The sequence below is a fragment of the Streptomyces sp. TS71-3 genome (genome assembly GCF_018327685.1).
In the GTDB taxonomy this organism is placed as follows: domain Bacteria; phylum Actinomycetota; class Actinomycetes; order Streptomycetales; family Streptomycetaceae; genus Streptomyces.
Genome location: NZ_BNEL01000001.1, coordinates 5739482 through 5760093, shown reverse-complemented (window position 1 = coordinate 5760093; position 20612 = coordinate 5739482). Strand labels below are relative to the sequence as shown.

The window sequence follows — 20612 nt, the reverse complement described above, 5'->3', positions numbered from 1 at the left end:
GTGGGGGTGCGACCCGGTGCGGTGGTGCCGATGGTGCAGTGGTGCGGTGATGCGGTGTGCGACCGTGCCGTGATGCGGTGGTGCCGTGATGCGGTGGTGCGGCGGCGTCCTTGGCCGGCGCGGCCGGCCACGGCCCTGGCGGCCTTGCGGACGATCGGCCCATCCGCTCGTACGGGCGACCGTTCCGTGCCGCCGACCGGCCTTCGGCCGACCGGTCCCCGCGGCCGACCGGCCCGTGCGGGCCGTCCCTCCCCCGGGTCCGTCCGGAGGACCGGGCCGCCCCAGGTCTCAGCGCACCGTAGGCCCTGCGCAGCGCCCGGCCAGCGGATGCGGCGCACACACCTGGCCCGCCGGACCTGTGGTGCCCCGCCACAGCGGCCGCGACGGAGACCCACGCTCAACGGGGCCGGGACGGGTCACCGCCGCCCGGACGGGGCCCGCCGGAACGCGTCGCAGGGGGCACCGCGCCGGTTTCGGCTCGTCCGGCGCGGCCACCCGCTAGCCCGACCGGCCCTGTCGCTGTCGTGCCGCGGGCAGCCGGTGGAAGAACAGGTGCATGCGTCTGTCACCACGGAAGGAACCCTCATGCTCGACGCTCCGGAGAAGACGGCAGGGTGGCTCTCGGACGACGAGGTGCGCTCGCTCGACGCCCACTGGCGTGCGGCCAACTACCTGGCGGTCGGACAGATCTACCTGATGGCCAATCCGCTGCTGACGGAGCCGCTGCGGCCCGAGCACGTCAAGCCCCGCCTGCTCGGCCACTGGGGCACGACCCCGGGGCTGAACCTCGTCTACACCCACCTCAACCGGGTGATCAAGGGGCGCGACCAGGACGCCCTGTGCGTCTGGGGCCCCGGGCACGGAGGGCCCGCCGTGCTCGCGGGTTCGTGGCTGGAGGGAAGCTACTCGGACACGTACCCGGACGTCTCCCGGGACGCCGAGGGCATGGGCAGGCTCTTCAAGCAGTTCTCCTTCCCCGGCGGCGTGCCCAGCCACGTCGCCCCCGAGACGCCCGGTTCCATCCACGAGGGCGGCGAGCTGGGCTACTCCCTGTCGCACGCCTACGGGGCCGCGCTGGACCACCCGGACCTGCTGGTGGCCTGCGTCGTCGGCGACGGCGAGGCGGAGACCGGGCCGCTGGCCACGTCCTGGCACTCCAACAAGTTCCTCGACCCCGTGCACGACGGTGCCGTGCTGCCGATCCTGCACCTGAACGGCTACAAGATCGCCAATCCCACGGTGCTCGCGCGCCTGCCCGAGGCGGAACTGGACGACCTGCTGCGCGGCTACGGGCACACTCCCCTGCACGTCGCCGGGGACGACCCCGACACCGTGCACCGCGCCCTGGCCCAGGCCATGGACACGGCCCTGGACCACATCGCCCTGATCCAGCGCGCCGCCCGCCACGAGGGCTCCACCGAACGCCCCCACTGGCCGATGATCGTGCTGCGCACCCCGAAGGGCTGGACCGGACCGGCGGAGGTCGACTCGCTGCCCGTCGAGGGCACCTGGCGTTCCCACCAGGTTCCGCTGGCCGAGGTCCGCGAGAACCCCAAGCACCTGCGGCAACTGGAGTCGTGGATGCGTTCGTACGGGCCCCGGGAGCTCTTCGACGAGCAGGGCAGGCCCCGTCCCGAGGTGCTGGCCTGCGTGCCCGTGGGCGCCCGGCGGCTCGGCTCGACCCCGTACGCCAACGGCGGGCTGATGCTGCGTGAGCTGCCCCTTCCGCCGCTGGAACGGTACGCCGTGCCGGTCGAGGAGCCCGGCAGGGCGACGCACGAGCCGACCCGGGTGCTCGGGGGGCTGCTGGAGGAGCTCATGCGTGCCACCGCGGACAGCCGGAACTTCCGGCTCGTCGGCGCGGACGAGACCGCCTCCAACCGCCTGGGGGCCGTCTACGGGGCGACCGGCAAGGCCTGGCAGGAGCAGCAGCTCCCGGTCGACGAGGACCTGGACCGGCACGGCCGGGTGATGGAGATCCTCTCGGAACACACCTGCCAGGGCTGGCTGGAGGGCTACCTGCTGACCGGGCGGCACGGGCTGTTCGCCACCTACGAGGCGTTCGCGCACATCGTGGACTCCATGGTCAACCAGCACATCAAGTGGCTCCGCATCACCCGGGGGCTGCCCTGGCGCGCCTCCATCGCCTCGCTCAACTACCTGCTGACCTCGCACGTCTGGCGCCAGGACCACAACGGCTTCTCCCACCAGGACCCCGGTTTCGTCGACCACATCCTCAACAAGAGCCCGGAGGCCGTCCGGGTCTACCTGCCGCCGGACACCAACACCCTGCTGTCCATCGCGGACCACGTGCTGCGCAGCCGGGACTACGTCAACGTCGTGATCGCCGGCAAGCAGCCCTGCTTCGACTGGCTGACGCTGGACGAGGCGAACGCGCACTGCGCCCGTGGCGCCGGGATCTGGCACTGGGCGGGCAACGAGGACGGCATCCGGGAGCCCGACGTGGTGATGGCCGCGGCGGGCGACGTGCCGACGCAGGAGACCCTCGCCGCGGTGCAGCTGCTCCGCACCCACCTGCCCGAGCTGGTGGTGCGCATGGTCAACGTCGTCGACCTGGCCCGGCTGCTGCCGCAGGAAGAGCACCCGCACGGCATGACCGAGCGGGACTACGACGCGCTGTTCACCAGGGACAAGCCCGTGATCTTCGCCTACCACGGCTATCCGTGGCTCATCCACCGCCTGGCCTACCGGCGCACCGGCCACCAGCACCTGCACGTGCGCGGCTACAAGGAGATCGGCACGACCACCACCCCGTTCGACATGGTGGTCCGCAACGACCTGGACCGCTACCGGCTGGTCATGGACGTCATCGACCGGGTGCCGGGCCTCGCGGTGCGGGCGGCGCCGGTGCGGCAGCTCATGGAGGACGCGCGGCTGCGCCACCACGTGTGGGTGCGGGGGCACGGGCGTGACCTGCCGGAGGTCGCGGACTGGAGCTGGGCGCACTGAGCGGGGCCGGCCGGCCGCTCGGGCGCACGGGCTGAGCGGCCCCGCCGTGGGGGCGACGGGGCCGCGGGCACCGGGTGCCGGACCGGTGCGGGCTCCGGGACCGTCCGGCGGGCCGCTCGGCCCTTCCGCCGCCCACCCCCGCGCGGGGACCCTGACCGTGAGAAGTCTCTTCCGCCGGGGCGCAGGTCGGGGCCCGCCGGCCGGAGCCGCCCGGCACTCTCCACGAGGTGCCGGCCCGCGACCGCCCCCGGCGGGCTGGCACGAAGGAGGACACGGTGTCTTCCCCCAGGCTCGACGAGCCGGCCGTGGTGTCGCTGGTCGGCGACGCCGTCACGGCGCCCTCCCCGCACCACGTGGAACCGTGGCGGTTCCGGCATGTCCGGGGCGGCGACACGGTGGAACTGCGCATGGACGTTCCGGATGCGGAGCGCGCGGGGCCGCGCGAGGAGCGCGCACGTCGGGAGCCACGTCTGGAGTGCGGCGCCGCGCTGTTCAACCTGCGGGTGTCCGCCGCGCACGGAGGGTGGCGGACCCGGACGGAGCTGATGCCCGACCCCGACGATCCCGAGCTGCTCGCGGTGGCCGCCCTGGAACCGGCCGGCGACACGCAGGACGACCTCGCCGCGCTGTATCCGGCCCTCGGCCGGCACGGCGGCGGGCAGCCGTTCGGCGGCCACCAGATACCCGCGGCCCTGCTCGACGAACTGCGCGCCGCGGCCGTCGCGGAGGGCGCCCGGCTGGTGTTCCCCGACGCCCGGCAGGCACAGGCGCTCCTGGACCTCGACGAGGACGCCGAGACGTTGGGGATGTCAGCCGCAGACGCGGGCCGGGTGGCACCCCGGTGGAGTGCCGCCCGCCGCGCCGAGGCCTCCGCCGCGGCCCTCCCCTCGGCCGTGCCCGCGGCCGGCCCGCCCGGCGGTGGCACCGTCCAGGTCGACGTCACCGAGCCCGTGCCGCCGCCCGGCTGCGGCACCGCGGCGTTCGACGAGGCACCGGCGTTCGCCGTCCTCGGCACCCGCGAGGACGGGCCCCGCGACTGGCTCCTGGCCGGCCAGGCCCTGGAGCGGGTGCTGCTGCGCGCGACGCTGGACGACCTGGCCCTGTCGCTCGACGCGGGGGCCGTCGAGCGCCGCGAGCTGCGGTGGGCGCTGCACGGGCCGCTGGCCGCGACGGGCTACGCGCAGATGCTGCTGCGCCTCGGGCAGGGCGCCCAGCCGCCGACGACGCCGCGCAGGCCGGTGGCCGACGTGCTGTCCGTCGTGTAGCCGCACCCCCTGCCGGCCGGGGACGTTCGGGCCGCAAGGCGGGCTCTTCGGCACCAGCACGCGTGCGCCCGGCGCGCTGCACTGGAAGCGCGGTATTCCGGACAAGCCGGTATTCCGGACAAGGAGGCATGCCATGAACGCACTCGCACGCAAGCAGCGGTTCTCGTTCCCCGACCTGCCCGAGTGGTTCGAGGGATTCCCGTCCCGGCTCGCCCTGCCCGGCATGTCCGATCTGTACGCCGTACGGATCGAGACGTACACCGAGGGCGACCGCTACATCATGCGTGCGGAGCTTCCGGGCATCGACGTGGAGGACCTGGATCTGATGGTCGAGGACGGCGTGCTCACCATCAGGGCCGAGCGGGCCGAGCGCGACATCGACAAGGAGCGCAGCGAGATCCGGTACGGGACCCTGATGCGCAGCATGCCGCTGCCCGCCGGGGCCGACGAGAACGACATGGAGGCCACGTACGCAGACGGGATGCTCATGATCAGCATGGGGATGCACAAGGAGGAGTCCGAAGCGAAGCGGATCGAGGTGAAGCGGCGCTCGACGTGAACGGGTGCGCCCGGCCCGAGCCGGGCGCACCTCCGTGTCGCGGGCGCCCCGGCCGGGCTCGGCCGGGGCGCCTGTGCCGGCCGGTGCCGGTAACGTGGCAGGTGAGAGGCGGATTCCATCGGCCGTCCCGGCCGGGAGGAAACAGCGGTGGAGAGCTCCGAAGGCGTACCCGTGCCACTGCCGCAGCTCAGGCTGGACGAGCTGCTGGAGGAGCTTCAGGCGCGTCTCGACGCCGCCCGTGGCACCCGCGACCGGGTGCACCGGCTGCTGGAGGCGGTGCTGTCCGTCGGCAGCGAGCTGGACCTCCAGCAGGTGCTGCGCCGCATCGTGGAGGCGGCGGCGGTGCTCGTCGACGCGGAGTACGCCGCGCTCGGTGTGATCGCCCCGGACGGCAAGCGGCTCTCCGACTTCCTCACGGTGGGCGTCGGCGACGACGAGATTGCCGCCATCGGCCACTACCCCGAGGGCCACGGCATCCTGGGCGAGCTGATCCGCGACCCGCACCCGCTGCGCCTCGCCAAGATCTCCGAGCACCCCTCGTCGTACGGGTTCCCGGAGCACCACCCGCCGATGAGCACCTTCCTCGGGGTCCCCATCCGGGTGCGGGACCAGGTCTTCGGCAACCTCTACCTCACCGAGAAGCGCGGCGGCGCCCACTTCGACGAGGAGGACGAGTCGGTGCTCTCCACGCTCGCCGTGGCGGCGGGCGTTGCCATCGACAACGCCCGGCTCTACGAGGAGTCCAGGCGGCGCGAGCGGTGGCTGCGGGCCAACGCCGAGATCACCTACGGGCTGCTGTCCGGGGGGTCGCGCGGCGCCGTGCTGCATCTGATCGCGGAGCGCGCCAGCGAGATCATGGTCGCCTCGCTGGCCGTGGTCGCGGTGCCGACCGACGACGGCGGGGCGCTGACGGTGGAACTGGCCATCGGTGACCGGGCCGCCGAGCACCAGGGGCTCGTGCTGCCCGTGGAAGGCACCTTCATGGGCGAAGCCTTCGCCGCGGCGGCGCCCGTGATCAGCCCGGACGTCGGGCAGGACAGCCGGGTGTCGCTGGGCCCGCCCCGGCTCACCGGACTGGGGCCGGCGGTGGCGGTGCCCATCGGCACCGGCGCGGGGGTGCGCGGCGTGGTGCTGCTGGGGCGCAGGGCCGGCGAGACGGTGTTCTCGAAGAAGGAGACGGAGCTGCTGCTGGCCTTCGCGGGCCAGGCCGCGGTGGCCATGGAGCTGGCCGACAGGCGCAGCGACGCCGAGCACATCGTGCTCCTGGAGGAGCGCGACAGGATCGCCAGGGACCTGCACGACCTGGCCATCCAGCGGTTGTTCGCGACCGGCATGACGCTGCAGAGCGCCGGACGCTTCGTCGAGCACCCCGGCGCGCTGGAACGGGTGGACCGGGCCGTCAACGACCTCGACGAGACGATCAAGATCATCCGCTCCACCATCCTGGGGCTGCGGGAGCACGACGAGTCGGGCGGGCACGGCCTGCGCTCCCGGGTGATGCACGCCGTGGGCGAGGCGGCGGGCGTCCTCGGGTTCACGCCCGGGGTCCGGCTGGAGGGACTGCTCGACACCCAGGTGCCCGGCAGCGTCGCGGACCATGTGGTGGCCGTGGTCTCCGAGGCCCTGAGCAATGTCGCGCGGCATGCGCGTGCCTCGCGGGCGGAGGTCGTCCTGCACACCGACGGACGGCGGGTACGGCTCACCGTCTGCGACGACGGGGTGGGCATGCCCGAGCGGTATCACCGCAGCGGCCTGCGGAACCTGGCCGAGCGCGCGGACCAGCTCGACGGTGCCCTGGAGCTGGTGGCGCCCGCATCCGGCGGCACCAGGCTGACCTGGGAGGTTCCGCTGCCCGGGAGCGGGGCATGAGGCACGGCCGGCCACGACCGGCCACCAGGTGCCTGCTGGGGGGTACCTCCCACGCCCTTCAGGCAGCGGGAGAGGGCAACCGGGCCGAGCCCCGCACGGCCGCCTGCGCTCGGGTTCCACCGGGCGGTGGAACCCGAGCGCACGGTCCCCCCGCCCTGACGGATCGCGGGATGCCCGCCGGATGGACGGAAGGCCTGGCCCAGGTGGCCCTGCCGTCTGCCCGCCTCACCGTCGCACCCTGACCGCATGGGACTTTCATGCGCTCCGGCTTCGGTTGCGCTCGGCACCGCCCCCGCGTGCGCCACCGGCCCCTGCGCGCGTGTGCCCGGAGCACAGACCGGGGAGTCCGCATGACCTCCCCCGCACCGCACACCGTGAGCGATGTGATGACCCCCACCGCCGTCGCTGTGGGACCCAGGGCGGCCTACAAGGAGATGGTCGAGCTGATGCGGCAGTGGAGCATCAGCGCGCTGCCCGTCCTGGCCGGCGAGGGCAGGGTCATCGGGGTGGTCTCGGAGGCCGACCTGCTGCTCAAGGAGGAGTACCGGGACGAGGAGCCCGAGCTCTCCGCACCGGGTTCACAGGCCTTCGACGAGGCCGCCAAGGCCGCTGCCCAGTACGCCGAGGACCTGATGACCACCCCGGCCGTCACGGTGCACCCCGACGCCACCATCTCCGAGGCCGCGCGGACCATGGCACGGCTGCACATCAAGCGGCTGCCGGTGACCGACGAGGCCGGCCTGCTCCAGGGCGTGGTCAGCCGCGGCGACCTGCTGAAGGTGTTCCTCCGCACGGACGAGGAGATCGCCGCGGAGCTCAGGGAGACCGTGCTCCCCGAGCTGCCGCCGTCCGCCCGGGCAGAGGTCTCCGTACAGGACGGCGTGGTCACCCTGGCCGGCCAGGCCCAGGGCGCCGCACTGATTCCCCTGGTGACCCGGGCCGTGCGGTCGGTGGAGGGCGTGGTGGACGTCCGCTTCGAGCCGGGCGCACGGGAGGGCGGTCACCAGGGCTGCGGGAAGGCGAGCTGAGCAAGGGCGGTGGTCCCGGGGTAGGGCAGGCCGGCGGGGCATGAACCAGGGTGACGGCGCCGGCGGGGTGCCGATGCCGGGCGCGGTCTCCGCGGCGAAGGAAGGGCAGCGCTCGACGACCCCTGCGAGGGACGGATACTCACCCGTCCGCGACCCGCCGGCAGGTCCCCGCACCCGTTCACGGTCCGCCGGCAGGTTCCCGCGTCACGACCACGCCGGCAGGTCCAGCATCACGATCACGCCGGCAGGTTCTGTCGCAGGTTCTCGCGCTCGATCCTGTGGTGCACGTCCTCCGTCAGGTCCCACAGGGCCTCGGAGATGCCGGGGCGCGGAGGTTCCGGGTGCCGGATGCGCCGCGCCGCTTCAGGGAGGCTGGCGGCATCGTGGCCGAACCGCTCGCGCGCCCGCGCCAGCGGGTCCACGTCGTGCGTGCGCCGGCCCCCTGCCATCACCGTCTCCAGCAGCGGATGACCGCCGTCGGGCGGCTCCTCGTCCCGCAACGCGATGACGTCGGTGTGGTCCGCGGTCCGGAACACCTGCTTGGCACCGGGGGCGGTCACCTTCGCTGACGACAGTTTCATCACCGGCCTGCCGTCGTAGGCGGTGAGCTTGTACGCGGAGTCGAGGTAGGGGGCGTCGGCCGAGACGCCCACGCGGGTGCCCACGGCGTAGACGTCGATCGGCGCCGCGGCGCGCACGAGGTCGGCCACCTGGTACTCGTCGAGGCCGCCGCTGGCCACGATGAGCACCTCGGGCAGCCCGGCGCCGTCCAGCATCCGCCGGGCGAGGCGGGCGAGCTCACCGAGGTCGCCGCTGTCCAGCCGCACCGCGGAGTCCGGTCCCAGGCCGAGGTCCTTCATCACGCGGATCGCGGTGGCCACGCCCTCCCGGGTGTCGTAGGTGTCCACCAGGAAGGTCATGGGGCCGGGGTGCGCACGCGCGAAGGCGCGGAACGCGGACTCCTCGTCCGGGAACGCCTCGATGTAGGAGTGCGCCATCGTGCCCCGGGCGCGCAGACCGTGGGCGAGCGCGGCGGACACGTTGCTGGTCCCCGCGAAGCCCACCAGCGCGCCCAGCCGGGCAGCCTGCATGCCGGCCTCGATGCCCTGGGTGCGGCGCAGGGAGAAGTCCACGACGGGCTTGCCCTCGGCGGCGAGGACGCAGCGTGCCGCCTTGGACGCCACCAGCGTCTGGTGGCTGACCATGTTGAGCAGGCAGGTCTCGACCATCTGGGCCTCGGGGAGCGGCGCGGTCACCTCCAGCAGCGGCTCGTCCGCGAGCACCGTCCGCCCCTCGGGCACGGCGCGCACCTCACCGGTGAAGCCGAGCCCGACGAGAGGCCTGAGATCCTCGGGCGACCGGTACAGGGCCGCGGCGTACGCCTCGGTGTCCGCGCGGCCGACCCGGAAGTCCGCGAGGTAGTCCAGCGCGGACTCCAGCCCCGCCGCCACCAGGAAACCGCGCTCGGGCGGCAGGTCCCGGACGAACAGGCTGAAGGTCGCGGGCGCCGTCAGCCCTTCCTCCAGGTACGACAGCGCCATGGTGGCCTCGTAGAGGTCGGTGGTGGTGGCGTCCGGCACGGCGCCGCCTCCCTTCCTGCACGCGGACGGTCCGGGGCGGGTGCACCTTCCGCACGGACGTGCTTTCCCGTACGTAGGGCGCCCTCGGGGCACACATCCTCCGGACGCACCTCTACGGGCGCATCTCTCCCTTGCTCCGTGGCCCGAGCACGTCGAGCCACAGGGGGTGGGTACCGCGTCCGGGCCGGATCAGACCATCCTGCTCAGCCGCGTACTCAGAGCCTGCTCAGCGCCGTGCCCGGAGCCGGCCGACGCCCTGGAGAGCCGGGCCGGTTCCAAGGCGGGCCGGTTCTCACATGGGCCAGGGCTCGCCGGCGCCCTGCTGCGCGGGCGCGTTCACGCTCTCGATGTCGCGCTGCGCCTCGCCCAGGAGCTGCTGGGCGATGTCACGCATGGCGCGCCCGGCCGCCAGCTCGTCGCCGATCTCGGGGATGTCGCGGTCGTTCGGGTTGCAGCGGGCGAGGCCGTTGCCCACGACGGAATTCGCCCCCGTCTCCACCACGGCTCGTGCCTTCGTCGTGCCCTCGTCCTCGAACAGGTGAAGATGTACTTGCCACTCAACTGTGTGTGCCATTGCTCCGCTCCTTCACTGGTCCACCATCACCGTCGAACGCCCAGGGGACCCCAGTCACGGGGCCGAAGGTCCCCGGGACCCCGACAGCCGGGCCAAGGGGCCGGTCAGGGCGGGTGTACCGGTGCGCGGCACCTCCGTGCAGCTGCGGCGCGCGGGCATGTTCACGGCTCCCGTCGCCCCCGGCGAACGAGCCCGCCCCTCTCCACCACCGCAATACCTCGAACGGGTGAGCCACACCGTTCGAGTGCCGGTCGACGGCCCGGGCCCAGCCGGGCCTTGCCCTCCACGCGGCACTGGAACATCCGTTCACAAGCTGCCCCCGGCCGCCCCGTTACGGGCGGTGGACGGGGGCGTTCTTTAGAGCACCTGTACCCATCGCGGCCCCTCCCGGAGGAATCGTGATCACCGTGATCACCGCCGTCTCCCCCGCCCACCGTTCGAATCGCGGTCCGTTCCCCCCACCACGGCTCGCGGACCCGGCCCCCTCGCACCGTTGACGCCCGCCGGGTCACCCGGCACGCCCCCGTAGGACCCGTGGAAGGAGAGCAGGAGCAGATGGCGAGCATGTGGCGCCGCGCCGCGCGCGGCGGACGAGGAGGTGCGGCCCGTGAGGATCGGCGGAGCCGGGAGGAGAAGGGCATCGAAGAGAGAGGCCGAGAGGAACGGGGCACTGACGAACAGGGCCGAGAGGAACAGGACGCCAAGAAGCGGGACCGAGAGGAACAGGACGCCGAGAAGCGCGGCCGAGAGAAACAGGGAGCCGGGAAGCGGGGCCGAAAGGAACAGGACGCCGAGAAGCGCGACCGAAGGGAACAGATCGCCCAGCGGCAGAGCCGGGAGGATGACGGCGCCGAGGCGCAGAGCGGCGAGGAGTTGCGCTTCGTCGACCGCACCGGCAGCCGGGAGCGGGCCATCCGGCAGATCCGGTTGCTGGACATGGCGCGCCGGCTCCCGCAGCTGGTGCGCCGGTCGGTGGCGCTGGCCTGGAGCATCGACCCCTGGGCCGCCCTGGGACTGCTCGTCTGCCAGGCGCTGTCGGGTGCGTTGCAGGCCCTCGGTCTTGTCGCGGTCAGCGGGACCCTCGCCGCGCTGCTGTCCGACGGCGACATCTACCGGCGGCTGCTGTCCGCGTGGCCGTCGCTCGCGCTGCTCGGGGGCGCGGCCGGGGTGCGCGCGCTGCTGGGCATCACGGTGACCTGGCTGGCCGGCCGGCTGGGTCCGCAGATGTCGCGGGAGGCCGAACGCAGGCTCCTCCAGGCCGTGACGGGGGTCGAGCTCGCGGCCTACGACGCGCCCGGCTTCAACCACCGCAAGGAGGCCGCCGACCGCGGCGCCGAGGTGGCCCAGGACCTGGTGTCCGAGGGACAGGACCTGATCGCCTCGCTCGCCTCCCTGATCGCCGGCGCCGGCGTGCTGACCGCCCTGCACCCGATGCTGCTGCCCCTGCTCGCGCTGGCCAGCTTCCCCCAGGCCGTGGCGCAGATCAGCGCGGCGCGGGTGCGGTACCTGGCCCGGCTGCGGTCGAGCGGCGACCACCGGATGCTGTCGATCCTGCGCTGGCACGTGTGCGACCGGTACGCAGCCGACCAGATCCGCGCCGGCACCATGTCCGACTTCCTCGTCGACCGCTACCGGCGGATCACCGGGCGCATCAACGACGCCGACCGGCGCGCCGCTGACACCGGGGCGTGGATGTCGCTGGTGGGCGCGCTCTGCGGCGGTGTCGCCTCGGCGGCCGTGTGGGCCGCGGTGGTGTGGCTGCTGGCCACCGGGCGGATGAGCGTGGGACACGCAGGGACGGCCGTCTTCGCCCTGGGCACGGTCGGCACCGCGCTGCGCGGCCTGGTGACCGGCGGGGCACGCATCATGCGCACGGGCCTGTACATGGACGACTGGTCGGACTTCCTGAAGGAGGCGGGCGGCTTCGGCATGCGGCGCGGCGCGATCGTCCCGGCGGCGCCGCGCGAGATCGCGGTGCGCGACCTCGTCTTCCGGTACGAGGAGGCGGCCCAGGACACGTTGCGGGGCGTGTCCTTCACGCTGCGGCGCGGCGAGATCATCGCGCTCGTCGGGTACAACGGCAGCGGGAAGACCACGCTGGCGAAGCTGCTGAGCGGCCTCTACCTCCCCACCACGGGATCGGTGACCTGGGACGGCGTCCGCACCGGCGACCTGGACCCGGGAGCCATGTGGTCCCATGTCGCCCTGGTCCCCCAGGACTACGCGCACTGGCCGCTCACCGCCCGCGAGAACATCACCCTGGGCCAGCCCGCCCCGGGCGGCGACGCCCGCATCCACACCGCGTGCGCCGCGTCCGGCGCCGACGAGGTGGTCACTGAACTGCGGTCCGGCCTGGACACGGTGCTGGCGCGGGACTGGCTCGGCGGGCAGGAGCTCTCCGGCGGCCAGTGGCAGCGCATCGCGCTCACGCGCGCCTTCTACCGCCCCGCCGGCCTGCTGGTGCTGGACGAGCCGACCGCCGCCCTCGACCCGCTGGGCGAGCACCGGATCTTCGCGGGGCTGCGCCGGCTGGCGGAGACCCGCGCCGTCGTCCTGATCACCCACCGCCTGACGAACGTCGCCGTCGCCGACCGCATCCTGGTCATGGACAAGGGGTTCGTCGTCCAGCAGGGCACCTTCCCGGAACTCGTGGCGCGGGACGGGCTGTTCAGGGACCTGTGGGCCTACCAGCACGCACGGGAGACCGCCGCGCCGGACACCACCGGCACACAGGTCCCGGCAATCGCCCCGGGCGTGCCGTCGCAGGTCCCGCGGGCCGGTGAACAGGACGCGTCCTGACGCGGCGCCATCCCAAGTGCGCCGGCGGGGGAGGCCCACCGCGCGTGCCTCTCCCCCACGGCCCCGGCAACGCGGCCCGTATGTCAGGATGCGGCGCCGGTCGCCGAGGAGCCGCCCCCGACGGGTGTGTCGGGGGCGGAGGCACCGTCCGCCTGGGGCGCGCCCTCGGCCGCCGTACCGTCGCCCGCCGCAGGAGAGCCCACGGCCACCGTCGCCTCACCCGCCTCCGGTGAACCCGCGGCGGCCGTACGCATCGTGAGGACCATCGTCAGACCGCCGCCCGGCGTGTCCTCCGCGGCGAGGGCGCCTCCCCTGGCCTCGGCGAAGCCGCGGGCGACAGCCAGGCCGAGGCCGGCGCCCGCATCGCCGTGGGTGTCCCCGTACCGCTGGAAGGGCTCGAAGATGCGGTCCTTGGCCTCGTCGGGCACGCCGGGCCCGCGGTCCGCGATGCGCACCTCCACCCGGTCGCCCAAGGCGCTCGCGGAGATCCGTACGGCGGTGCCGGCCGGGCTGTGCTGCACGGCGTTCTCCACGACGTTCGCGACCGAGCGCTCCAGGAGGCCGGGGTCGGCGACGATCATCGGTAGCGTCTCGGGGATGTCCAGGGCCACGCTGCCCTCCGGCACGCCCCCGAGCGCCATCGGGACCACCTCGTCGAGGTCCGTTCCGCGGATCAGCGGGCTGACGGTGCCGGTCTGCAGGCGGGACATGTCGAGGAGGTTGCCCACCAGGCCGTCGAGCCGGTCGGCGCCCTCCTCGATGGCCGCGAGCAGCGCCGCCCGGTCCCCCGGCGACCACTCGACGACCCCGGAGCGCAGGGACGTCACCGACGCCTTGATGCCGGCGAGCGGGGTGCGCAGGTCGTGGCTGACGGCGGCGAGCAGGGCGGTGCGGATGCGGTTGCCCACGGCCAGGATCCGGGCCTGCTCGGCCTCGGTCTGAAGGCGTGCGCGGTCCACCACCACGGCGGCCTGGGCGGCGAAGGCCGCGAGCACCCGGCGGTCCTCCGCGGGCAGCACCCGGCCGGAGAGCACGAGCGCCATGTTGTCGCCGACGGGCATGTCCACGTCGGAGTGCTCGGGGCGGTCCTTCTCGGGGCGGGGGCCCACGCTGCCCGCGCAGGTCCAGGGCGCCACCTCGCTCTCCCGCTCCAGCAGGGCGACGGACTCCATGCCGAACGTCTCGCGGACCCGCTCCAGGAGCTCCGCGAGGCTGTTCTCGCCGCGCAGCACGCTGCCCGCGAGGAAGGAGAGTATCTCCGACTCGGCGCGCAGCCGGGCCGCCTGGTGGGTGCGCCGGGCCTCCAGGTCGACCACGGAGGCCACCGACACGGCCACCCCCACGAAGATCACGAGGGCGAGGATGTTCTCGGGGTCGGAGATGGTGAGCCGGTGCACGGGCGGTGTGCAGCCCGGCGCGGTGGTCCGCTACGGCGTGCCGCCGGCCTCGTCGAGGGTCCCGGTCGCCAGCCAGAGGTTCACCTCGTGGGGGCGGCCGGGCTGGAACATCAGGGGAAGCCGCCGGCCCGCGGCGGTGATCTCGGCGGCCAGGGTCGTGACCTCGGGCCGCCAGCCGTGGGAGGCGAACCACGGGCCCGGAGGCAGGCCGGGACCCGGCTGGAAGAAGCTGAGTATCCGGGCGATCACGGCGTCCTCGACGGCGTCGGTCACGCCGGCGTCCTCGTGCCGCGGGTTGTCCTCGTAGTACTCCAGCGCGATCCGGCTGCCGGGGGCGCTGAGCTCGGTGAGCCGGTCGAGCAGGGCGTCGCAGTTCTCGGTGGAGAGGTACATGAACAGCCCCTCCACCAGCCACACCGTGCGCAGGCCCGGGTCGAACCCGGCCCCGGTGAGCGCCTCCTGCCAGGGCCCGCGCAGGTCGGCGGATATCGTGCGGCGCCGTGCGGTCGGCGCGAGGCCCGCCTGGTCGAGCACCCGGTCCTTGAACGCCAGCACGGGCTCCGTGTCCATCTCGAACACCACGGTGTCCGGGGGCAGGTCGAGCCGGAAGGCCCGCGAGTCCAGGCCCGCGGCGAGCAGCACCACCTGCCGGACGCCGTCCTGAGCGGCGTCGCGCACCACGCGGTCGTAGAAGCGCGTGCGGACGCCCAGGTACGTGGCGAGCATGTACCAGGCCTCGGTGTGCGGGCCCGCCAACCGGGCGGGGCCGGTCGGCAGGACGGCGTCGTCACCGGTTCGGACCGTGTTCCCCAGCATCTCGACCAGGGCCGTGGCAAGCGGGTCGGTGAAGAGCCGGTCGTCGCGTGCCGACTCTACGGCCCGCATGTGGGCGGTCATCAGCCCCGTCCACCCGACGTCGGACGGCACGCTCATCCGGTCCTGCCCCAGCACGTCCTCAGCCACCGCTGTGTTCCCTCTCTCCTGGCCACCGGGTCTTCTCCCGGCCACCGGACCCGCGCCGTCCGGCTGCGCCGGACGGTACCCGGACCCGCTGTCCGCCCGGTGTGGATCAGCTTGCCATGACGGAACGGAGCGGTGCGCGGGGAGTCGGGGGTGCGGCCCGGGGCAGGTCATGCACCTCGGGAACGCTTCCGGCCGCCGGCCCGCTGCTTCCTGGCGGGACGGCCGCCGTCCCGGCCCCCGGGGCCGGGGTGCGCCTGGCCCTGGCCGTCCGCCGGGGCGGGCAGCGGCGAGCTTCCGAGGGAGGTCCACAGAAGGCCGGCGGCGTAGCTGCGGTACGGCGCCCAGGGCCGGGCGCGGTCGCGGGTCTCCTCGACGGAGGGCGGCTCGGGCAGCCGCCAGGCCCTCCCCACTGCGCGGCGCAGGCCGCTGTCGCCCGCGGGGAAGATGTCGGTCCGCTTGAGCTGGTGGAGCAGGAACATCTCGGCCGACCACATGCCGATCCCGCGTACGGCGGTCAGGTCGCGGAGCGCGGTTTCGTCGTCCACCCCGCTCATGTGCTCCAGGTCGATCACCCCGTCGGCCTGCCGCCGCGCGAGATCGTGCAGGTAGCCGGCCTTGGCGCGGGAGAGGCCGACCGCACGCAGCGCCTGCTCGTCGAGCGCCAGGAGGGCTTCGGGGGTCACCCTGCCGCCGGCCGCGGCGGCGAGGCGGCCGTGGATGGCGAAGGCGGCGGCCGTGGAGATCTGCTGGCCGACGACGTGCAGCACCATGGACTCGAAGTACGTCGACCTGCCGAAGTGCCGTTCGGCCCAGCCGAACGGATCGGGGCGGCCGAGCCGCTCGATCAGCTCCTGAAGCAGCGGGTCGGCCGCGGCGAGGTGGCGGTAGGCGGCTGCGTTCCGGCGTGTCATGGCGTACTCCGTCGCTCATGCGGGAGAGCCGCTTCGGCGGCTCGCGGTGAACCCACTCCTTCCACGGCGGGCGCGCGCCGATCGGGCCAGTCACCGTTCGGCGGACACCCGCCGCGCTCTCGACGGCGCCCGGCCGCGGTCAGCCGCCTTGTGCCCCGCCCAGTTGCCGGACGCCGGGGGGACGGAAGGTGCGGTCGGCGAACGGCAGGGACAGCACCATCGTCAGGCCGCCGCCCGGGGTGTCCTCCGGGGCCAGGGTGCCGTCCATGGCCTCGGCCAGGCCCCGGGCGAGTGCGAGGCCGAGGCCGAGGCCCGCGCTGTTGTCGGTGTCGCCGAGCCGCTGGAAGGGCTCGAAGAGGCGGTCGCGGTCGCCCGCCGGCAGGCCGGGGCCGCGGTCGACGACCCGGAGCTCGACACGGCCGGCGAGGGCGCTCGCGGTGACCAGGACCCGGCCGCCCGCGGGCGTGTACCGGGCCGCGTTGCCGATGAGGTTGGCGATCACCCGCTCCAGCAGCGGGGGGTCGGCGAGGACGTCGGGTATCTCCTCCATGTCCCGTACCACGACTCCGGGGGCGTCGCCGGGCAGCGAGTCCAGGGCCGGCGGCAGCACCTCCTCGAGCGCCGTGGCGCGCAGGTTCAGGGTGAGCGCGCCGGCCTGGAGGCGGCTGAGGTCGAGGAGGTTCTCCACCAGCCGGTTGAGCCTGGCCATCGACTCGTCCGCGGTGGCCAGCAGCTCGTCCTGGTCCTCCGGGGAGAACTCCACGTCCCGGCTGCGCAGCGAGGTGACGGCGGCCCAGCCGGAGGCGAGCGGGGTGCGCAGGTCGTGTCCGACCGCGCGCAGCAGTGCGGTGCGCATCCGGTCGGCGGCCTTCACCGGCTCGACCTCGGCGGCGGCCTCGGCGAGCCTGGCTCGCTCGACGGCGGCTCCGACGTGCGCGGCGAACGCGGCGAGGACACGCCGCTCCGACGAGCCGAGGGCGCTTCCGCGCAGCACCAGGTACCGGCCGGTGCCCGCGGGCACGGCCGTGACCTCGCCGCCGCCGTGCCCGGGATGCTCCGCGCCCTCCTGGGAGTGGTCGGGGGGTTCCTCGACCAGTTCGGCGCTCGCCACGCCGAACGTCTCCCGGGTGCGTTCGAGCAGCGCCGGGATCGTCTGCCCGCCGCGGACGATGGTGCCCGCGAGCGACGACATGGTCTCCGCCTCGGCGGTGGCGCGCGCCGAGCGCCGGGACAGGCGCAGGGAGCGGTCCACGACCGCGGCCACCGTCGCCGCCACCACCGCGAACACCGTCAGCGCCACCAGCGCGTTGGGGTCCGCCAGCGTGAACTGCCCGCGGGGCGCGACGAACCAGTAGTTCAGCAGCAGGGAGGCCGTGACCGACGCGATCACAGCCGACACCACTCCGCCGATGCAGGCGACGCCCACGACGGCGAGCAGGAACAGCAGGGACTCGCTGGTCAGGTTGAGGTGCGCGCGCACCGTGTCGAGCTGGAGCAGGCCGGTGAGCGCGAGGGGCAGGAGCAGTCCGGCCACGGGTCCGCCGACGCGGCGCGGCCCGGACAGCGTCCGCCGCCGGGAGGGCAGCAGGGTGCCGTGCCCCGCTCGTTCGTGGGAGACGATGTGCACGTCGATGTCGCCGGAGATCCCCACCACCGTGTCTCCGGTGCCGCGCCCGGTCAGGAAGCGCTCCAGGCGCCTGCGCCTGCTGGTGCCCAGCACGAGCTGGGTGGCGTTCTCCGCGCGGGCGAACTCCACCAGGGCGGTGGGCACGGAGTCGCCGACGACCGAGTGGTAGCTGCCGCCGAGGTCCTCCACCAGGCGCCGCTGCCGGGCGAGCAAGGCGTGCGAGGTGCCGGTGGCGAGGCCGTCGCTGCGGGTGACGTGCACGGCGAGCAGGTCGCCGCCCGCGGACCTGTCGGCGATCCGGGCGGCCCGCCGGATGAGGGTGTCGCCCTCGGGCCCGCCGGTGAGGGCGACGACGACCCGCTCGCGGGTCTCCCACACCCCGCCTATGCCGTGCTCGGAGCGGTACGACTGGAGCGCCTCGTCGACCCGGTCGGCCACCCAGAGCAGGGCGAGCTGGCGCAGGGCGGTCAGGTTGCCGGGGCGGAAGTAGCTGGCGAGGGCCGCGTCGATCTTCTCGGGCGCGTAGACGTCGCCGTGGGCCATGCGGCGGCGCAGCGCCTCCGGGGGCATGTCGACGAGTTCGATCTGGTCGGCGCGGCGCACCACCTCGTCGGGCACCGTCTCGTGCTGCGGCACGCTGGTGATCTTCTCGACCACGTCGTTGAGGGACTCCAGGTGCTGGATGTTGATGGTCGTGACGACGTCGATGCCGGCGGTCAGCAGCCGGTCGATGTCCTGCCACCGCTTGGGGTTGCGGCCGTCGCCGGGCACGTTGGAGTGCGCGAACTCGTCGACGAGCGCGATCTGGGGGCGCCGGGCGAGCAGCCCGTCCAGGTCCAGTTCGGTGAACGCGCCGCCGCGGTAGCTGCACCGGGCGCGCGGCAGGATCTCCAGGCCCCCTAGCATCGCCTCCGTCCCCCGCCGGCCGTGGCACTCCACGAGGCCCACCACGACGTCCGCGCCCCGCGCCACCCGGCGTCTCGCCTCGTCGAGCATGCGATAGGTCTTCCCCACCCCCGGGGCCGCCCCCAGGTAGACCTTCAGACGACCTCGCCGTCCGCCACCCGGTGGGGTTTCGAGCTCTGGGCTCACCGCCGCTCAACTCCTCTGGCGATCTCCTCCGATGGTCCAAGCGAAGCGGTTCCCGCGCCCGGCGGGCACCCGTCTTGTCGCGACCCTGGCGCCTGTGACGTGGACTTTGACACTCCCTTTACGCGAACGGGCCGTATAGGCTGAATGCGGTGTGCCGGGAAGTCTGGTCGGCCGGGAGCCCTCGGGCCCCGCGTAGGAGAAGCCGTCTCGGGTTCCCCTCAGGCTCGGCTATGGGAGCGGCATGCGCAGCGTCGGTACGGTCCTGGCCCTCGTGGTCCTCGGCACGGTGGTGGCGACGTTCGCCCGCCGATGGCGCATACCGGCACCGTCCCTGCTGGTGGTGGCGGGCCTGGCCGTGGCGCTGCTGCCCGGTGCGCCGCACGTCCAGATCAGTCCGGACGTCATCGGCCTCGTGGTGCTGCCGCCGCTGCTGTACGCGAGCGCCGAGGACGTCTCGCTGCGCGAGCTGCGGCTCGTGTGGCAGCCCGTGGCGGTGCTCGCGGTGGGCCTGGTGCTGGCCTCGGCGGCGGCCGTGGGGGCCGTCGCGTCGCTTCTCACCCCGCTGTCGTGGCAGATGGCGCTGGTGCTCGGCGCGATCCTCGCCAGTACCGACCCGGTGGCCGTCACCGCGCTCGGCCGCCGGCTCGCGCTGCCGCCCCGGGTGAAGGCGCTGGTGCAGGCCGAGAGCCTGTTCAACGATGCCACCTCGCTGGTGCTGTTCCGGGTCGCGGTGAGCGTCGCGGTGGCCGCGGGGGCCACCCACTGGCAGAGCGTGGGGGGCGAGTTCGCGCTGCTCGCGGGCGGCGGCACGCTCGTCGGGCTGGTGCTCGGGGGTGTGGTGACGCTGATCAGGCGGCGCACCGAGGACCCGGTGCTGGAGACCGTGATCGCGCTGGTCACGCCGTACGCGGCCTACGTGCTCGCGGAGGCCGCAGGCACCTCGGGCGTGACGAGCGTGGTGGTGGCCGGCGTGCTGCTCGGCGGCCGGGGCGACAAGCTCACCAACGCCCGGATCCGCCTGCAACTCCATGCGGTGTACGGCACGGTGGTGTTCCTGCTGGAGAGCGTCGTCTTCAGCCTGATCGGCCTCGCGCTGCCCGATCAGGTACGGACCCTCTCGGACGGCGACCGGGCCTGGCCGCTGTACGCGTGCGTGGTCGCCGGGACGCTGATCGCCGTCCGGCTGCTGTGGCTGGCGCCGCTGTCCGCGGTGGTGCAGCGCAAGGGCGGGATGGGCCGGGTTGGTTGGCGCGTTCCGGTGGTGATGACCTGGGCGGGCACCCGGGGTGTGGTGCCGCTGGCGGCGGCGCTGTCACTGCCGGCGACGGCGGCGGGCGGCGGGGCGCTCACGGAACGGCCGCTGGTGCTGGTGCTGACCACGTCGGTGGTCGTGCTCACGCTGGTGGTGCAGGGCTTCACGCTGGCGCCGGTGGTGAACCGCTCGGGGATCGCGCTGGAGCCCGACCACACCGAGCGCGAGGAGGCGGGTGCGCGGTACCGGCTGGCGGGGGCGGGGATGCGTCGCCTGGAGGAGCTGTCCGGCCTCGAAGCGGTTCCGGAGGTCGTTCTCGACCGGCTGCGGCGCTCGCTGTCCGCACGTCTGGACTCCTCGCGCGAGCGGCTGGCCGACTCGGGCGACGACGACACGGTGCCGGAGTCCGCGGAGGGCACCTACCGCCAGCTACGCCGTCACCTGATCACGGTGGAGGCACAGGAGTTGCAGCGGCTCTACGACGAGCACCGGATAAGCGACACGACCCGCCGCAAGCTCCAGCGCTCGCTCGATCTGGAGGAGGCCCGCCTCGCGGACATCTGACGGCGCGTGCCCGGATCCGGCTCGCGGCTGTCCGCGTTCGCGTGCCGGATCCACCGCCGCTCCCGTGCTGCCTGGCGTGAACTCCGGTGGTACGCAGGGGCTCGCCGCCGGCCGGATCCACTCGCCGGGCATCGCGGCGGTCCGCTCCGGCGGCACGGCCGG

At 74.0% G+C, this 20612-nt stretch carries 12 protein-coding genes and 1 pseudogene; 7 read left to right on the top strand and 6 right to left on the bottom strand.

What is annotated here, in order from left to right:
- Window positions 1–585: 585 nt before the first annotated feature.
- The 5 genes from Sm713_RS23560 (at window position 586) to Sm713_RS23540 (ending at window position 7691) form a co-directional block, all read left to right on the top strand.
- Window positions 586–2970, top strand: a complete 2385-nt coding sequence (locus tag Sm713_RS23560; protein WP_212911534.1) for a phosphoketolase — start codon at window positions 586–588, stop codon at window positions 2968–2970.
- A gap of 275 nt (window positions 2971–3245) precedes the next feature.
- Window positions 3246–4235 carry a nitroreductase gene (locus tag Sm713_RS23555; RefSeq protein WP_212911533.1) on the top strand — a complete coding sequence of 330 codons (990 nt, stop codon included), beginning with the start codon at window positions 3246–3248 and terminating at the stop codon, window positions 4233–4235.
- Between the two features lie 133 nt (window positions 4236–4368).
- Window positions 4369–4794: an Hsp20/alpha crystallin family protein gene (locus Sm713_RS23550; protein WP_212911532.1), complete on the top strand. Its 426-nt coding sequence runs from the start codon at window positions 4369–4371 to the stop codon at window positions 4792–4794.
- Between the two features lie 147 nt (window positions 4795–4941).
- Window positions 4942–6663 (top strand): GAF domain-containing protein, encoded by a 1722-nt coding sequence (locus tag Sm713_RS23545; RefSeq protein ID WP_249416460.1) that lies wholly within the window; start codon window positions 4942–4944, stop codon window positions 6661–6663.
- Between the two features lie 350 nt (window positions 6664–7013).
- The gene (locus Sm713_RS23540) at window positions 7014–7691 is read left to right on the top strand and encodes a CBS domain-containing protein (RefSeq protein WP_212911531.1); all 678 of its coding nucleotides are present in this window, start codon (window positions 7014–7016) and stop codon (window positions 7689–7691) included.
- 236 nt (window positions 7692–7927) lie between these two features.
- On the opposite strand, the gene Sm713_RS23535 is transcribed toward Sm713_RS23540, so the two are convergent.
- Together Sm713_RS23535 and Sm713_RS23530 are read right to left on the bottom strand one after the other, a co-directional pair.
- The gene (locus Sm713_RS23535; RefSeq protein WP_212911530.1) at window positions 7928–9271 is read right to left on the bottom strand and encodes a nicotinate phosphoribosyltransferase; all 1344 of its coding nucleotides are present in this window, start codon (window positions 9269–9271) and stop codon (window positions 7928–7930) included.
- A gap of 292 nt (window positions 9272–9563) precedes the next feature.
- Entirely contained in the window at window positions 9564–9845 is a 282-nt protein-coding gene (locus tag Sm713_RS23530) for a DUF1876 domain-containing protein (protein WP_212911529.1), read from the bottom strand.
- Window positions 9846–10718: 873 nt separating this feature from the next.
- Between Sm713_RS23530 and Sm713_RS23525 the strand changes: the two genes are divergently transcribed.
- Window positions 10719–12644, top strand: a complete 1926-nt coding sequence (locus Sm713_RS23525; protein ID WP_212912218.1) for an ABC transporter ATP-binding protein — start codon at window positions 10719–10721, stop codon at window positions 12642–12644.
- An 83-nt stretch (window positions 12645–12727) separates the two neighbouring features.
- Here the strand turns inward: Sm713_RS23525 and Sm713_RS23520 are convergent.
- The 4 genes and pseudogenes from Sm713_RS23520 to Sm713_RS23505 form a co-directional block, all read right to left on the bottom strand.
- Window positions 12728–14050 (bottom strand): annotated as a pseudogene (locus Sm713_RS23520) (sensor histidine kinase); the annotation flags it as partial.
- 21 nt (window positions 14051–14071) lie between these two features.
- Entirely contained in the window at window positions 14072–15004 is a 933-nt protein-coding gene (locus tag Sm713_RS23515; protein ID WP_212911528.1) for an SAM-dependent methyltransferase, read from the bottom strand.
- A gap of 167 nt (window positions 15005–15171) precedes the next feature.
- On the bottom strand, window positions 15172–15915 hold the full coding sequence (locus Sm713_RS23510) for a DNA-3-methyladenine glycosylase (RefSeq protein WP_212911527.1): 744 nt from the start codon (window positions 15913–15915) through the stop codon (window positions 15172–15174).
- A 139-nt stretch (window positions 15916–16054) separates the two neighbouring features.
- Window positions 16055–18634, bottom strand: coding sequence for an ATP-binding protein (locus tag Sm713_RS23505; protein ID WP_212911526.1), 2580 nt, complete (start codon window positions 18632–18634; stop codon window positions 16055–16057).
- Between the two features lie 241 nt (window positions 18635–18875).
- Between Sm713_RS23505 and Sm713_RS23500 the strand changes: the two genes are divergently transcribed.
- Window positions 18876–20450, top strand: coding sequence for a Na+/H+ antiporter (locus Sm713_RS23500; RefSeq protein WP_212911525.1), 1575 nt, complete (start codon window positions 18876–18878; stop codon window positions 20448–20450).
- Window positions 20451–20612 lie beyond the last annotated feature (162 nt).

What these genes read in the sequence shown, in the direction of transcription:
- Sm713_RS23530 (WP_212911529.1), bottom strand. Translation starts at nt 9,845, where the DNA reads ATGGCACACACAGTTGAGTGGCAAGTACATCTTCACCTGTTCGAGGAC.
- Sm713_RS23500 (WP_212911525.1), top strand. Translation starts at nt 18,876, where the DNA reads ATGCGCAGCGTCGGTACGGTCCTGGCCCTCGTGGTCCTCGGCACGGTG.
- Sm713_RS23560 (WP_212911534.1), top strand. Translation starts at nt 586, where the DNA reads ATGCTCGACGCTCCGGAGAAGACGGCAGGGTGGCTCTCGGACGACGAG.
- Sm713_RS23550 (WP_212911532.1), top strand. Translation starts at nt 4,369, where the DNA reads ATGAACGCACTCGCACGCAAGCAGCGGTTCTCGTTCCCCGACCTGCCC.
- Sm713_RS23540 (WP_212911531.1), top strand. Translation starts at nt 7,014, where the DNA reads ATGACCTCCCCCGCACCGCACACCGTGAGCGATGTGATGACCCCCACC.
- Sm713_RS23510 (WP_212911527.1), bottom strand. Translation starts at nt 15,915, where the DNA reads ATGACACGCCGGAACGCAGCCGCCTACCGCCACCTCGCCGCGGCCGAC.